The 13,894-nt window shown below is 41.7% G+C and carries 11 protein-coding genes and 1 other annotated feature; all 11 genes read right to left on the reverse strand.

Annotated features, from left to right (window positions below; genetic code table 11):
* Nucleotides 1-60: 60 nt before the first annotated feature.
* The gene (thrS, locus tag ACFO3D_RS00305) at nt 61-2,001 is read right to left on the reverse strand and encodes a threonine--tRNA ligase (RefSeq protein WP_390292572.1); all 1,941 of its coding nucleotides are present in this window, start codon (nt 1,999-2,001) and stop codon (nt 61-63) included.
* A 75-nt stretch (nt 2,002-2,076) separates the two neighbouring features.
* Nucleotides 2,077-2,300, reverse strand: a binding site (T-box leader).
* Between the two features lie 64 nt (nt 2,301-2,364).
* A complete protein-coding gene (gene ytxC / locus ACFO3D_RS00310) occupies nt 2,365-3,219 on the reverse strand; it encodes a putative sporulation protein YtxC (protein WP_390292573.1) in 855 nt (284 codons plus the stop codon).
* 988 nt (nt 3,220-4,207) lie between these two features.
* Nucleotides 4,208-5,137, reverse strand: a complete 930-nt coding sequence (gene dnaI / locus ACFO3D_RS00315; RefSeq protein ID WP_390292574.1) for a primosomal protein DnaI — start codon at nt 5,135-5,137, stop codon at nt 4,208-4,210.
* A 5-nt stretch (nt 5,138-5,142) separates the two neighbouring features.
* Nucleotides 5,143-6,489 carry a replication initiation and membrane attachment family protein gene (locus tag ACFO3D_RS00320; protein WP_390292575.1) on the reverse strand — a complete coding sequence of 449 codons (1,347 nt, stop codon included), beginning with the start codon at nt 6,487-6,489 and terminating at the stop codon, nt 5,143-5,145.
* Nucleotides 6,490-6,536: 47 nt separating this feature from the next.
* The gene (nrdR, locus tag ACFO3D_RS00325; protein WP_390292576.1) at nt 6,537-7,004 is read right to left on the reverse strand and encodes a transcriptional regulator NrdR; all 468 of its coding nucleotides are present in this window, start codon (nt 7,002-7,004) and stop codon (nt 6,537-6,539) included.
* 22 nt (nt 7,005-7,026) lie between these two features.
* The gene (locus ACFO3D_RS00330) at nt 7,027-7,425 is read right to left on the reverse strand and encodes a cytosolic protein (protein ID WP_390292577.1); all 399 of its coding nucleotides are present in this window, start codon (nt 7,423-7,425) and stop codon (nt 7,027-7,029) included.
* A 265-nt stretch (nt 7,426-7,690) separates the two neighbouring features.
* Nucleotides 7,691-8,071: an adenosylmethionine decarboxylase gene (gene speD / locus ACFO3D_RS00335; protein ID WP_390292578.1), complete on the reverse strand. Its 381-nt coding sequence runs from the start codon at nt 8,069-8,071 to the stop codon at nt 7,691-7,693.
* A gap of 172 nt (nt 8,072-8,243) precedes the next feature.
* Complete coding sequence (locus tag ACFO3D_RS00340) at nt 8,244-9,275, reverse strand: glyceraldehyde-3-phosphate dehydrogenase (protein WP_390292579.1); 1,032 nt, start codon at nt 9,273-9,275, stop codon at nt 8,244-8,246.
* 404 nt (nt 9,276-9,679) lie between these two features.
* Complete coding sequence (gene coaE / locus ACFO3D_RS00345) at nt 9,680-10,282, reverse strand: dephospho-CoA kinase (RefSeq protein ID WP_390292580.1); 603 nt, start codon at nt 10,280-10,282, stop codon at nt 9,680-9,682.
* 13 nt (nt 10,283-10,295) lie between these two features.
* Nucleotides 10,296-11,123: a DNA-formamidopyrimidine glycosylase gene (gene mutM / locus ACFO3D_RS00350; protein ID WP_390292581.1), complete on the reverse strand. Its 828-nt coding sequence runs from the start codon at nt 11,121-11,123 to the stop codon at nt 10,296-10,298.
* Nucleotides 11,124-11,137: 14 nt separating this feature from the next.
* Nucleotides 11,138-13,777, reverse strand: coding sequence for a DNA polymerase I (polA, locus tag ACFO3D_RS00355; protein ID WP_390292582.1), 2,640 nt, complete (start codon nt 13,775-13,777; stop codon nt 11,138-11,140).
* Nucleotides 13,778-13,894: the final 117 nt, after the last annotated feature.

Raw genomic sequence — 13,894 nt, forward strand, 5'->3', positions numbered from 1 at the left:
TGACTCGAAAAAAAGCCCAGATACCAGTTTGGTGCTGGACCTGGGCGTAAGACAACCTTATTACCGAAGTACCTTATTATCTATTTCATCGGTAATCAGTGATTCAAAGTCTTCATAGGAAAGTGTCTCTGAGTTCTTTTCACCGTAACGGCGTACATTAACGGCATTGTCTTCAATTTCGTTATCGCCGAGTACAAGTGCAAATGGTACTTTCTGTGTCTGTGCTTCACGGATTTTATAACCGATTTTTTCATCCCGTTCGTCAACAGCAACACGTACCCCTTTCAATCGCAGCTTATCCGCTACATCTTTTGCATAGTCCAAATGCACTTGCGGGGAAACAGGAATGACTTTGACCTGAACCGGTGCCAGCCAAGTCGGGAAAACGCCTTTATATTCCTCGATCAAGAATGCAACAAAGCGTTCCATCGTTGATACTACCCCGCGGTGGATAACGACCGGTCGATGCTCATTACCATCCTTACCTATATACGTAAGATCAAACTGGTTAGGCAAGTGGAAATCAAGCTGTACCGTGGAAAGTGTTTCATCTTTTCCAAGCGCTGTTTTAACCTGTACATCTAACTTAGGACCGTAGAATGCAGCTTCACCTTCAGCTTCCACATAATCCACTTGCATTTCTTCCATTGTTTCTTTAAGCATGGCTTGTGCTTTATTCCACATCTCATCATTATCCACATATTTTTCTTTATCTTCCGGATCGCGGTATGAAAGACGGAAGTAATAGTCTTCGATACCAAAATCCTCATAAACTTTTTGCACAAGTTCAACCACGCGGATAAACTCTTCTTTCAATTGATCCGGACGAGCAAAGATATGCGCATCATTCAAGGTCATTGCCCGGACACGCTGGAGGCCTGCAAGGGCACCTGACATTTCATGCCGGTGCATCATACCAAGTTCAGCAATTCGTACCGGGAGACTCCGATAGCTGTAGAGCTGATTTTTATAGACCATCATGTGATGCGGACAGTTCATTGGACGAAGCACCAAATCCTCGTTGTCCATCTCCATTGTCGGGAACATATCGTCTTTATAGTGATCCCAGTGTCCACTTGTTTTATAAAGATCCACACTCCCCAGTACCGGTGTATAGACATGATCATAACCTAATCGTTCTTCTAGATCGACAATATAACGTTCAATGTTGCGGCGGATTGTCGCACCTTTAGGCAGCCAGAGCGGAAGTCCCTGTCCAACCTGCTGGGAAACAGTGAAAATTTCCAGCTCTTTACCAAGTTTACGGTGATCCCGTTCTTTTCTTTCCTCCAGAATACGCAGATGTTCATCAAGCTGTCCCTGTTTCTCAAAAGCTGTTCCATAAATGCGCTGCAGTTGTTTGTTATTGCTGTCACCGCGCCAGTACGCGCCAGAAATACTAAGAAGTTTGAATGCTTTGATTTTGCTTGTGGAAGGCACATGAATACCACGGCACAAGTCGAAAAATTCACCCTGCTTGTAGATGGTTACCTGTTCGTCCTCCGGGATAGCATCAATCAGTTCCAGCTTGAGATCATCTCCAATTTCGCGGAACATTTCTTTTGCCTCTTCACGGGAAACTTCAATACGCTGAATTTCGAGATTTTCATCAACAATTCGTTTCATTTCTTTCTCAATCTTAGGAAGATCCTCAGGTGTCAGTGACTCCTCAAGGTCTATATCATAATAAAAACCTTCCTCGATAACAGGTCCCACACCAAATTTTACGTTATCGTATAAGCGGGTTACCGCTTGGGCAAGCAAATGGGCAGCAGAATGCCGCATTACTTCTATGCCTTCCTGATTTTTATAGGTGATAATTTCGATTGAACCCCCATGATTCAATCCACGGCGCAGGTCGTATAACTGTCCATCTAGTTTAATGGCTAGTGCCTGCTTTTTCAGTCCTGACGCTATAGAACCGGCTATCTCTTCTCCAGTAGTTCCCTGAGGAAACTGTTTACTTGCGCCGTCTGGGAATGTAATTGTGATTTCTGCCATTTTGAATCGCTCCTTTGTTTATGTGATTAAGTTATTGTGGGACAAATTAAAAACGCCCACCCCTCTGCATCTAAGCAAAGGGACGAGCGTTGGTCACGTGGTTCCACCCTATTTCCCGCATCAAAAACTACGGCTTCATAAATCTTTAACGCAGATCGTACGCTGCTGTTTACTGAAAGGTTCAACAGCAAAGTTTAAAGGTGGTAATCAATTGCATGGCCAGAGGAAGTTTTCAGCCGGTGACTTCCCTCTCTACTCAGTCCATGTGCCAACGATTATGTCCTTATCATAACTTTTACATTAATAGGATTTTATATAATTTGTATTATAGCTTCTCAAAAATGTAAAAGCAAGTTTTTGTCGTTATTTTTTTAAATAATAGGGAAATGGAAAGCTGCTAACAGGTCTGAATTCAACCCGTTCCTGAAATACATTGATTACTGTCAGTGTTTTCGGCTCAGAAGGATGGTCACCATAAATTTTAATTTTATCAGGAGCCATAGCAATCAGTGGCGCAAGATTCAGTTCTTCAGCATCCAGCCCGACAATATACAAAGGTTCTTTCTGCATGATCATTTTCAATTCCCGTTTAGAAAATTGTTCACCATTTGGCTTAAAAAATGAAAAGCTGCTTCCCTGCAGGATATGTATCATTTCGAAGGCCGCTTTCCTTTTGGCTATATACTCCCGCAGACTATCTACAAAAGCCTGATGATCCTCTTCACGCTTAAACTCGTCAATTGCTAATCCGACATAATAAATCAACCGGTCCCTAAATGGCTTTAATTGAAACTTTACGATGGAACCATAATGAATAACCTGTGAACTCTTCAAATTTCCCATAAACAACGACTGCAGTAAATCTTTCGGATTATCGTTGCTCCGCACATTTGCACTGTCCTTATCATCTCCAGTAACTATCCAATGCGTTATATCCAGAATTCGTTCAATTTCATCAGCATCAGAATAATAGTAGTATTCCTCAATAATTTCTCTGATCATTGATGTTAGACGATGGGTGATAAACACATCAACCATCGAAACGGCAATGGCATCCATTTTTTCATTGCCTGGGACCTGACAATCAAGTTGTAAATGATTCCCCCATTCTTCAGTGGTTTTCCAATGTAATTCAATATGTTTGTTGTACTGAAATAAATGCTCGCAGAAGCTGATCACTTCTTTGTCCGATTCAAAATATACCTCCAGCAAATACATCACCCTCACCCAAGACCAAACTGTTACATTATATGGACATCCAGGTGAAAAAATGAATAATCACGTAAAACTAGCAAAGCTAGCAACTTAGATGAGTATAAGAGCTCTTAAAAGCAAAGGCTAAAACATTGTTGCTCTATAATAACCCCAGTTGATATAAACTGCGAAGTTTGTGAATTTTAGGTGTGCATTAATCGACGCTGCAGGAAAAATACTCCCTTTCCGGGGGCAGCACCTCAGCCTCCTCACTCGTTCCCTCGTTGCGGGGTCTTCGGAAGCTGCTCTTCCCCCAGGAGTGTCGCATTTTACCGCAGCTTGGGATAGCCTTCAAAACTAGGATGAGAACACCTTAGGTATAATCGAAGGGCTATTCCTAATCGATTTAATAATACTATCAAGCCCAGGAAATAAACGAAGACTCCTGTCGAAAAACGAGCCTAAGAGACCCCGCAGTCTGACTTCTTCGACCACGGTGCACCACTGACTGTTGCTCCCTTGTGGGAAGCACTCAAGGTAGACTAATCCTATTCTGGTTGTTGCACCAGCCTCTATTAGTAAAGCCGTAGATTACGTCAGAAGGACAGGTGATTGAGACAGTTTCATCTATTGTTCCATAATAATTATGAGACTTCAGGTCCTAAAGGTTGGCGCTCTCCTCTTTTTTTAAAAAAACGATTAAGCTGCGTCTTCTTAAGTATGGTTTTTTTGCGCCATTTAGGTTTTTAATTTTCATGGTAGTGAGTGGTTATTGCGAGCGGGGAGGCTCGTGTTAAGCCTAACGGCAAAGGAAACACTGTGAAAGCTTTAGCTTGAACAGATGTTGACCTTGCACCCGGAGCGGTGAAAGCGAAGTATTCTACCGGAGCGAAGCTTCGCTGTTACTTCGCATTTTATAGTTTTTAAAAAGTACAATGTGTAAAAAAAGTTAAAATAAAAAAAACCAGCAAAGGAGATTGAATATCTCCCATACTGGCTACAATCCTGATAGTTAATCACGTCGGTTTATGCCATCCAACGGCACTTCCCTGCTAACTTGCTTGATTCGCTCGATTATTCTTCCTGCCTTCACCGTTTCCACACCACCACGGTTGGATTTCCCAAGCTGGACTTCCAATTGGTCAAGCGTGTAATTGGAAGTAAAAAATACCGGCAGATTTTCCATCATTCGATACTGTAGTATGGAACCAAGTATCTCATCCCTGAACCATGCGGACTGTGTCTCAGCGCCCATATCGTCCAGCATGAGTACATCGGTTTTTTTAAAGTAGCTGATTTTCTCGTTAATGGAGTCATCTTTTATGGACCCCTTCATTTCACGAACAAATTCAGGCATATAAATCAGCATGGACGAATAGTCCATTTTTTTCAGCTCGTTGGCGATTGCACCTAAAAAATATGTTTTCCCTACCCCAAACGGTCCGGAAAAATAAAGACCTTTACGTGGAAGTTCGTTTTTGGCTTCCTTCAAAAAGGTAAGCAGCTCATGAACTACAGGCTGACGATCTCCATCAATATCAATACTTTCTATACTTGCACTAAAAATCTCTTTAGGCATATAAAGACTCTGAATCAGCTTGTGCTGTTCCTTCATCTTTTCATATCCCACTCGGTTGTGACATTTCTCATATACAAGGTGGATTTCACTACCGTCTACCTGAAGGATCGGTGAATAGCCCTGTACCATATTGACACAGCCTCCAAGCGACTGGCATCTGTCACATTGTTTAGACTGGGATTTATATTCATACAGCTTAATCAGGTTTTTATCAATATCCCTTTTCGTCAACTGGGGGTTAAATGATAGGAACTCTTTAATCTCAGGGTCGTTGATAACTTCCTCCCTGATTTTTACATAGTTCTCCTGAAAGTTTTTATTCTGCTGCATCCATTTTTTTAGCTCAGATTGAACTGGTTTCATCTAAATCATCCTTGCAAATGATTATTTTTGCCACCGCCTGAAAACTCTCTCAGCAACGCGGCAAACTCTTCATTATTTGTTTCATTAGTGGAATTCTTACTGCTTGTCTTATGGTTTTTATCCTTTCGTTCTTTGAACCAATCAGGCACTACCTCATCCGATTGAGGCTTGCGATTCACCTGTCGGGTTGATTTGCCTTTTTGATAACGTTCCTTTTCTTTTTTGGCAAACTGCATAGCTTCTTTGGCCGTTTTCAGATTTGCTCTGGACCAGTGGCTTGCGATTTTCTCCAAATAGGCTTTGGATAATTTCATGTTGGACTGCAGTAGAACGTAATGAATTAATACATTCATAACAGGAGAAGGCAACCCCTGCGTTGTCATTACTTCTCGGATTACTTTCAAATCCTGGTCAGACGCCTGACCCCCGCTGGAAAGGTCCTCAAGCAATTGTTTCGGTGATATTCGTTCCAACTCCGCTAAGAATTGCTCTTCCTTGGTAGCTGGTTTGCTATCAGTTGAATCATTGATTGGCTCTGCAGCTTTTTCGGTAAGTCTGATGTTCCCCTGTTTATGTTTACTTCTGAATACATCATGGCAGGCTTCTTTAAATTCAGCGGTATTAAGAGTGTTCTCATCAGTCAGAGCCCATAACAGAGACTTTTCCACTTCAAAGGTTTCTAAATCATATAATGACATCATTTGAGAAATCAAGCGTCTGTTTGCCGTTGTCAGTATTTTTTTGACCGGGACCATGCGCTGTTTCAGCATTTGTTCGATCCAGGAAAAATCTATTTCAGCAATATCAGTCGGTGTATTCGTTGCCTGGGGTGTAATATCCGAATCGGATAATGAAGGCTGGAAAGTCTGAAATACATCACTGAATCCTGCAGTAATTTCGGCCCCTCTTCGTTCTTCCTGATTTGCATAGTGACTTCTCAAGATCGAGAATTTCGCTTCTCCAATATGGTGATAAAGCAGTTGTGCCAGCATTTCATCGGTAAAAAACTCTGCCGGCGCAAAAGGTGCCCGCAGTTCATATGTATAGGAAGTATGATTTTCAGTCTTCTCCCTGAAAGTCTTCAACAATCCGATACCCTCAAGTTTTAGCCTGACTTTATACAAGTCGTCCAACCGCATATCCAGATAATTCATCAACGTATGATGGGTCTGAACAGATCCATCCTGTTGCAGCTCTACTTCATGGAAAAGTGTCTGGTATAGCGAAATTGCCTGCATTCCGATCAATGGCTGGTACAGATGTGTTAATGACTTTGCATAATCGATCGGCATATTCCCTTTCATTGATACATGGTATCCGTCGATTGGCAAAAGTTTGCCTATAAAATTCATACTACTAACCCTTTCCTAAAACCAGCTTTTGTACAATCCTGTTCCGATCAGGAGTTTTCTTTATCAGTTTTAATTAGTTCTTTTAATTCATCAAGAAAAACAGACAGATCTTTGAATTGTCTGTATACCGATGCAAAGCGGACATACGCGACTTCATCAACATCTGAAAGTCGGTCCATTACCATTTCGCCAATATTGTTGGTTTCTACTTCAGAGACTCCAGTATTCCGAAGTTCTTTTTCGACAGCAAAGGCGATCTCTTCTATTTTCTCAATCGGTACCGGCCGTTTTTCGCACGCTTTAATTAACCCGCGCATTAACTTCTCCCGGCTGTATTCCTGGCGTGTTCCGTCCTTCTTCACAACTATTAATGGAACTTCTTCAATCCGTTCAAATGTGGTGAAACGGAATCCGCATTGCTCGCATTCCCTGCGCCGGCGGATGGATCGGCCTTCCTCAATCGGGCGGGAATCGAGTACTTTTGTACTTTTATAGTGGCAATTTGAACATCGCATGTTTGTTCAACCCCATCCTTTTCTACTGACGCTCATTTGGCTCATCCAGCCGTGTCAGTTCCTTACCGGTTTGCTGATATAGCTGCTGTATAACCTTTGTACTGTATCCAAAATCAAATGGCATTCCGGACTCCGTAGTAACCGAAAAATCAATGGCTGTCCGGTAAGGTCTGACCATTATAACCGTACCCACGATAAACGCCCTTTTTCCCTTGGTAATATACGCACTAACTTCCCCATGTTCACGAGAAATAGCATTCACCTTATAGCGCTCATCATTGTTAAACAACTTCTCCAGATAGTCTAGACCCCTATCTTTTGTAGTTTTGTAGTATTGTGTCTTCAATGACGGATCTTCATGCCTTTCACTAGTTTCTGCATGATTACCGAAATACTTTGCAACAAATTGGCGAAACGACATAGCGCACCTCTTCTATAAAAACTTAACCACCCGGTTAAATTATTTTATGTATGAATAACCTTCAAACGAATACTATATTTCTATTTATTTTAACACGAAAAGACAAAATCGACTAATGTAAAAATACGAAAGTGGCAGCCTACGGTTAATGAGCAGAAGAGAATTCACCAGCCGCTCATGCTGAAGATATCCGTAACTTACCCAAAGTTTTCCTAACAATAAAAGGGATTAGCCTTAATATGGCCAATCCCCTGTAAATTGCTATTTAAAGTACTTCCTGAAATTTATCAATTTTTACGGGTCCCATTCCACGCGGAACCTCAACTTTTTCATACACTTTTGCTTCGAGCGCTCCAGCGATATACTCTGCAGCTACATTTGGATCAATGATATCCCCGCATGTGTACACGTCTATACTCGCATATCCATGCTCGGGAAAACTATGAATGGTCAAATGTGATTCAGAAATTATTACCACTCCGCTAACACCGTGTGGTGCAAACTTGTGAAAGGCAACCTCGCGAATCTCTGCGCCAGCTTTCAATGCAGCTTCTACAAAAATCTTTTCAATCAACCCCATATTATTCAACTTCTCAATATTGCATTCCCATAGTTCAGCGATTACATGCCTACCCATTGTATCCATGGCAGTCTCCCCCTTGACGTATGTTAATCACCTTCGCTTGCAGCATTTTACTGCCACGGGGGAAAGTTAGTCCAATGAGGTCCTAACCCTTTAAGCAGATGCTAATTTTATGAAGGTCATGAGAAAGTATAAACTGTTTCCTGAACTTTTTCAATATATTTTTGCCTTCTTTTTAACTAATTTTCACATGTTCCTGTTGGATACCTTTACCAACATATTTTGTAAGGTCGATAACACGTTTAGAATATCCCCATTCATTGTCATACCATGCAAGGACTTTAATCTTGTTATCGTCCATAACCATGGTGGACAGTCCATCAATAATAGCAGATGAATCTGTGGTTGTATAATCAATGGATACTAGTGGTTCTTCACTGTATTGAAGGATCCCGTTAAGCTCCTGATCGGCAGCACGTCTGAAAGCTTCATTTACTTTATCAACAGTAACATTTTCATTTACATCTACGACTAGGTCAACAAGGGAAACGTTTGGAGTAGGAACGCGTAAAGCCATGCCATGCAGTTTACCATTCATATGCGGTATTACTTCTCCCAACGCTTTCGCAGCCCCAGTGGATGTTGGAATAATTGACTGAGTGCATCCTCTGGCACGACGCAAATCTTTATGCGGGTTATCAAGATTCTTCTGGTCATTTGTAAACGCGTGAACTGTTGTCATTAATCCATTGATAATGCTGAAATTATCATCCAGTACTTTTACCACCGGTGCAAGACAGTTGGTGGTACATGAAGCATTGGAGATAACAGTATCCTCTTCTGGATTATATGTTTCTTCGTTCACACCCATTACAATAGTCTTGTCAACTTGTTTCCCTGGTGCTGTGATTACCACTTTTCTGGCACCTGCCTGAAGATGGCGACCTGCTTCTTCTTTTGTATTAAATTTACCGGTAGCTTCCACCACCACATCAATATCCATATCGTTCCAAGGAAGCTTCTCAGGTTCACGGGAATTAACCAGACTGATGACTTTCCCATCAACCTCAATACTTCCCTGAAGCGCTTTCACTTCACCTTTAAAAATACCATGAACACTGTCATATTTTATTAAATGGGCCAATGTTTCTGGAGGATAACTTGCATTAATTGCGACAACCTCTAGTTGATCATCTGTTATAGCTTGACGAAAGACCATACGGCCAATGCGTCCAAATCCATTAATGGCAATTCGGGTTTTACTCATTTGGAGTCCTCCTATATATGTTATACTCTAATTGTTATTTATGGTAAATAGTATAACATATTCAAGAGAAAAATGTGCCTAAAAGAATATTATTTTTTAATAGGCTCATAAAATGGGGCTTCTTAGGTCGCATTCGATAAAAAAATATAGTCTTTTAAATAGGAACAAAAGCGCAAGCGCCCTGCTTATCACAGTATGACCTGGACGGAGTCGTATGAGATAAAGGAAACACAATGAGCAAAGCGAATTGATGTTGACTTATCGTAAGAAGAGTACGGAAGGGCACTAGGTGATGGGCGCTGTAGCTGGACGTGGCTCTTGCTGGCAAGGAGCTTTATAGAGCCAAGATTATATACTTTCTTACCTTGTAAAAAAACCAGGAGAAATACTCCTGGTTTATTATTTTACTGAAGTACTTGCCATTCGTTCAGCAGAGATTCTAATTGTTGATATGATTCTTGCTTTGAACCATTGTTATCAATCACAGCGTCCGCCATCGCAGCTTTTTCCTTTACGGGGATCTGGACATTTATTCGCTGGTATGCCTCTTCCCTGGAATATCCATCACGTCCTATAAGTCGCTGCAGCTGCACTTCTTCATCAACATAAACGACTAGTGTCTTGTCAACGAAGTGAGTCAGTTTACTCTCAAATAATAAAGGGATGTCCAAGACCACACACCGTGCTCCCTGTTTAACATAATGATCACGTTTTTCAAGCATTTTCTTCCGCACGGCTGGATGCACAATTGCGTTAAGTTGCTTCCGTTTTTCTTTATCCTGAAATATTATACTGCCTAGTTTTTTCCGGTCGATTGATTTATCTTCCCTTAATACTTCCTCGCTAAATGTCTCTACAATTTTGTTATAAGCATTTTCTCCAGGCATAACCACTTCTCTGGATAACTTATCTGCATCGACTACTGGAATATTAAAGTCATCAAACATCAATGAAACCGTACTCTTGCCACTGGCTATACTACCTGTTAATCCGATAATCAGTGCCATGTATATACCCCGCTTACTGTTTTTGGCAGGAAACACATACGTGTGTACCCCGCCCGCCTATTTTCATTTTAACGATGGGCTTTCCGCAGTTACGGCATGGTTTATTCTCTTGCCCATAAACATATAGTTTTTGCTGAAACATTCCCATTTCACCTTGACTGTTCACATAGGAGCGAATCGTGGTGCCGCCTTGCTCAACTGCCTCCTGAAGTGTCAGAATAGCCTGTTCCCGAATTGCATTGACTTCTTTTTTTGTCAGTTTGCAAGCTTTTTTCAACGGGTGGACATTTGCTTTAAAAAGCGTCTCATCAACATATATGTTTCCCAGCCCGGCAACTATTGTTTGGTCAAGCAATGCCGCCTTAACCACACGCTCTGTCTTCTTCAGTTTTTTATAAAAGTAGTCGACTGTAAACTGTTGATCAAAGGGATCGGGTCCCAATTGATTCAGCGGCTTCTGGCTGAATTCCTCACCTTTGTTAAAAACATGCATGGTGCCAAATTTTCGTACGTCATTATACCGGAGTTCATTTCCATCAGTGAACCTGAAAATAACATGTGTATGTTTTTTTATGGGCTCACCCGCTGGCTCAACACTGTACTTTCCTTCCATCCGCAAGTGGGAAACCATCACGGAATCATCCATCTGAAATAGCAGAAATTTCCCCTTCCGGTGGATGTCATGGATTGTTTGTCCACTTAGCACATGCTTGAAATTTTCTACGTCGTCCGGCCGTTTTATAATGTTCGGCCATAGAACCGTTATATCCTGTATCGTTTTATCGGTAATAAAACGTTTTAATGTATTTCGTATCGTTTCAACTTCCGGCAATTCCGGCATCTTGTCATTTCCCCTTACTTCGAATCAAACCAGCTGTCACCGTATTCGTAATCGACCTTAAGCGGCACTGACAGTTCAACAGTGTTTTCCATAACAGTTGGTACTATTTCTTTTAATTTCTCTACTTCATTTTTCGGTGCTTCCAAAATAAGTTCATCGTGTACTTGCAGAAGCATTTTCGCTTCCATTTTTTCATCGAGCAGTTTTTCGTGCAAATCAATCATAGCTTTTTTAATAATGTCAGCTGCACTGCCTTGTATAGGTGTGTTCATCGCAGTACGTTCCGCAAAAGAACGGCGATTAAAGTTTCTGCTTGTGATTTCAGGAAGATATCGGCGTCGTTTCATGAGGGTGGTGACATACCCCTGGTGCTTTGCTTCCTGGATAATTTCATCCATATATGTCTTTACTCCCGGAAAACTTTCAAAATAACGTTCAATGAACTTCTTTGCTTCCTTCCTGGTAATCCCCAGGCTCTGCGAAAGACCAAAGTCACTTATGCCATATACAATCCCAAAGTTAACAGCTTTTGCCTGACGGCGCATGTTGGCAGTTACCTCATCAGCACCTACATGAAAAACATCCATCGCTGTCTGGGTATGGATATCTGAGTCGTTAGTAAAGGCTGCAACCAGCTTTTCATCTTCCGCAATATGTGCGAGTACGCGCAACTCAATCTGTGAGTAATCAGCAGCAAACATAATCCAGTCTTTTTTAGATGGCACAAATGCCTGCCTTATTTTCCGGCCTTCTTCCAATCGGATTGGAATGTTCTGCAGGTTAGGCTCAATCGAACTTAACCGTCCTGTCTGGGTAAGCGCCTGATTAAAACGGGTATGGATTTTATTCGTATTACGATTAACCACTTTTAAGAGCCCTTCAATATAAGTGGACTGCAGTTTGCCAAGCTGGCGATACAGCAAAAGCTTTGGAATGATTTCATGTTCACTCTCTAGCTGTTCGAGTACGTCAGCGGCAGTGGAATAACCTGTTTTTGTCTTTTTGATTACCGGCAGACCAAGCTTCTCAAATAAAATTGGACCTAGCTGCTTCGGAGAATTTAGATTGAATTTCTCACCAGCCAAGTCATATACCTCTGACTCAATCGTCTCCAGCCGTTCTTTCAGGGAAACCCCCATTTCCTCAAGACGATTAATATCAACTTCGACCCCTGTATGCTCCATTTCTCCGAGTATCAGTGCGAGCGGCATCTCAAGCTCTTTCAGCAGTTCAAGCTGTTCGTTGTCTTCAAGTTGTTTCTCCATATCGGCTTTAACTTTATACAACAGGCACGTTTTACGTACAACATGCTCTGACAGGACATCCTGCTCAGGTACCTTCGTCTTTGCACCTTTACCATAAACCTCCTCATCATAAAGTACATTGGTCTCACCAGTTCGATGGGCAATGGCAGGAATGTCGTGATTATTTTCCGCCGGGTTCAGCAGATAGGAAGTTAGTAACATATCAAATGTGATTCCCTGAATATGGATATTATTCCGTAATAGGGCAACCATCGTTTTTTTTGCATCAAATACGATTTTCTTTTTTGCCGAATCCTCGGCCCATTCTTTGAACACTTCGGAAGTTACCGCCGTATCCGTTGGGATAAAGTAGTTGCCCGACTCATTCACGACCCCAAATCCTTCAATTGGCGCCTGATGGTAATTTTCGCCGAGCATTTCTACCACAAGAGCAGTGACATCGGTGAAAATGTCATCTGCAGGGTCCTCCACTATCGAGTACTCAATATCAGACAGTTCTGCAGGAACCGCTTCTTCTCCCTGTTCATCTCCAGAAACCCGGGTCAGTAAGGATTGGAACCCAAGGTCCTTAAAGATTGAACTAACCTTTGCAGGCTGATAACCTTCGTACGAGATTTCATCAATGGTAACTTCGATGGGCGACTCCCTGTTAATCGTTACAAGGTCCTTGCTCATAAAGGCCTCGTCCTTATGATTCTCTAACTTCTCTTTCAGTTTCTTACCGCTCACATTTTCAATATTTTCATAAACATTTTCAAGTTTTTCATATTCTTTTAATAGCTTCGTTGCAGTTTTCTGTCCGACCCCCGGTACACCAGGTATATTATCAGAACTGTCACCCATCAGTGCCTTTAAGTCGATCAGCTGGTCAGGACGGATTTCCATCTTTTCCTGCATAAATGAGGGCGTATAAGAATCAGCGTCACTGATCCCCTTCTTGGTAAGATTGACTGTAACTTTATCTGATACAAGCTGAAGTAAATCCTTATCGCCTGAAATCACCGTAACGTCCCAGTTATCTTTTTCGGCTTTGGTAGCAAGCGTACCGATAATATCATCTGCTTCATACTGATCAAGTTGATAATGGGATATCTGAAAAGCGTTCAGTACCTCTTTCAGCAGTGGAAACTGTTCAGAGAGTTCAGGGGGAGTCTTCTGCCGGCCACCTTTATACTCTTTATAGGTGTCATGCCGGAAAGTAGTTTTGCCTGCATCAAAAGCGACCAGCACATGTGTGGGTTTCTCATCCTCAAGAATTTTCAGCAGCATTGTTGTAAATCCATATACTGCATTGGTGTATACCCCTTTATCGTTGTTTAATAAAGGCAAGGCAAAAAAAGCACGATAAATGATACTGTTTCCGTCTATCAAGACAAGTTTATTAGCCATATGTATAATCCTCCATTCATAACCGATAGCACTATTACTTTTATTTTATCACTGTCTGCCGGCAAATGAAAAAGTTACCTCTCTTTCGTGAGCACCGGTACTTCCTCTTCCAGAATC

This window comes from Virgibacillus kekensis, from assembly GCF_042654125.1.
Taxonomy (GTDB): Bacteria; Bacillota; Bacilli; order Bacillales; family Amphibacillaceae; genus Lentibacillus; species Lentibacillus kekensis.

What these genes read in the sequence shown, in the direction of transcription:
- thrS (WP_390292572.1), bottom strand. Translation starts at nt 2,001, where the DNA reads ATGGCAGAAATCACAATTACATTCCCAGACGGCGCAAGTAAACAGTTT.
- ytxC (WP_390292573.1), bottom strand. Translation starts at nt 3,219, where the DNA reads ATGTATTTGCTGGAGGTATATTTTGAATCGGACAAAGAAGTGATCAGC.
- dnaI (WP_390292574.1), bottom strand. Translation starts at nt 5,137, where the DNA reads ATGAAACCAGTTCAATCTGAGCTAAAAAAATGGATGCAGCAGAATAAA.
- ACFO3D_RS00320 (WP_390292575.1), bottom strand. Translation starts at nt 6,489, where the DNA reads ATGAATTTTATAGGCAAACTTTTGCCAATCGACGGATACCATGTATCA.
- nrdR (WP_390292576.1), bottom strand. Translation starts at nt 7,004, where the DNA reads ATGCGATGTTCAAATTGCCACTATAAAAGTACAAAAGTACTCGATTCC.
- ACFO3D_RS00330 (WP_390292577.1), bottom strand. Translation starts at nt 7,425, where the DNA reads ATGTCGTTTCGCCAATTTGTTGCAAAGTATTTCGGTAATCATGCAGAA.
- speD (WP_390292578.1), bottom strand. Translation starts at nt 8,071, where the DNA reads ATGGATACAATGGGTAGGCATGTAATCGCTGAACTATGGGAATGCAAT.
- ACFO3D_RS00340 (WP_390292579.1), bottom strand. Translation starts at nt 9,275, where the DNA reads ATGAGTAAAACCCGAATTGCCATTAATGGATTTGGACGCATTGGCCGT.
- coaE (WP_390292580.1), bottom strand. Translation starts at nt 10,282, where the DNA reads ATGGCACTGATTATCGGATTAACAGGTAGTATAGCCAGTGGCAAGAGT.
- mutM (WP_390292581.1), bottom strand. Translation starts at nt 11,123, where the DNA reads ATGCCGGAATTGCCGGAAGTTGAAACGATACGAAATACATTAAAACGT.
- polA (WP_390292582.1), bottom strand. Translation starts at nt 13,777, where the DNA reads ATGGCTAATAAACTTGTCTTGATAGACGGAAACAGTATCATTTATCGT.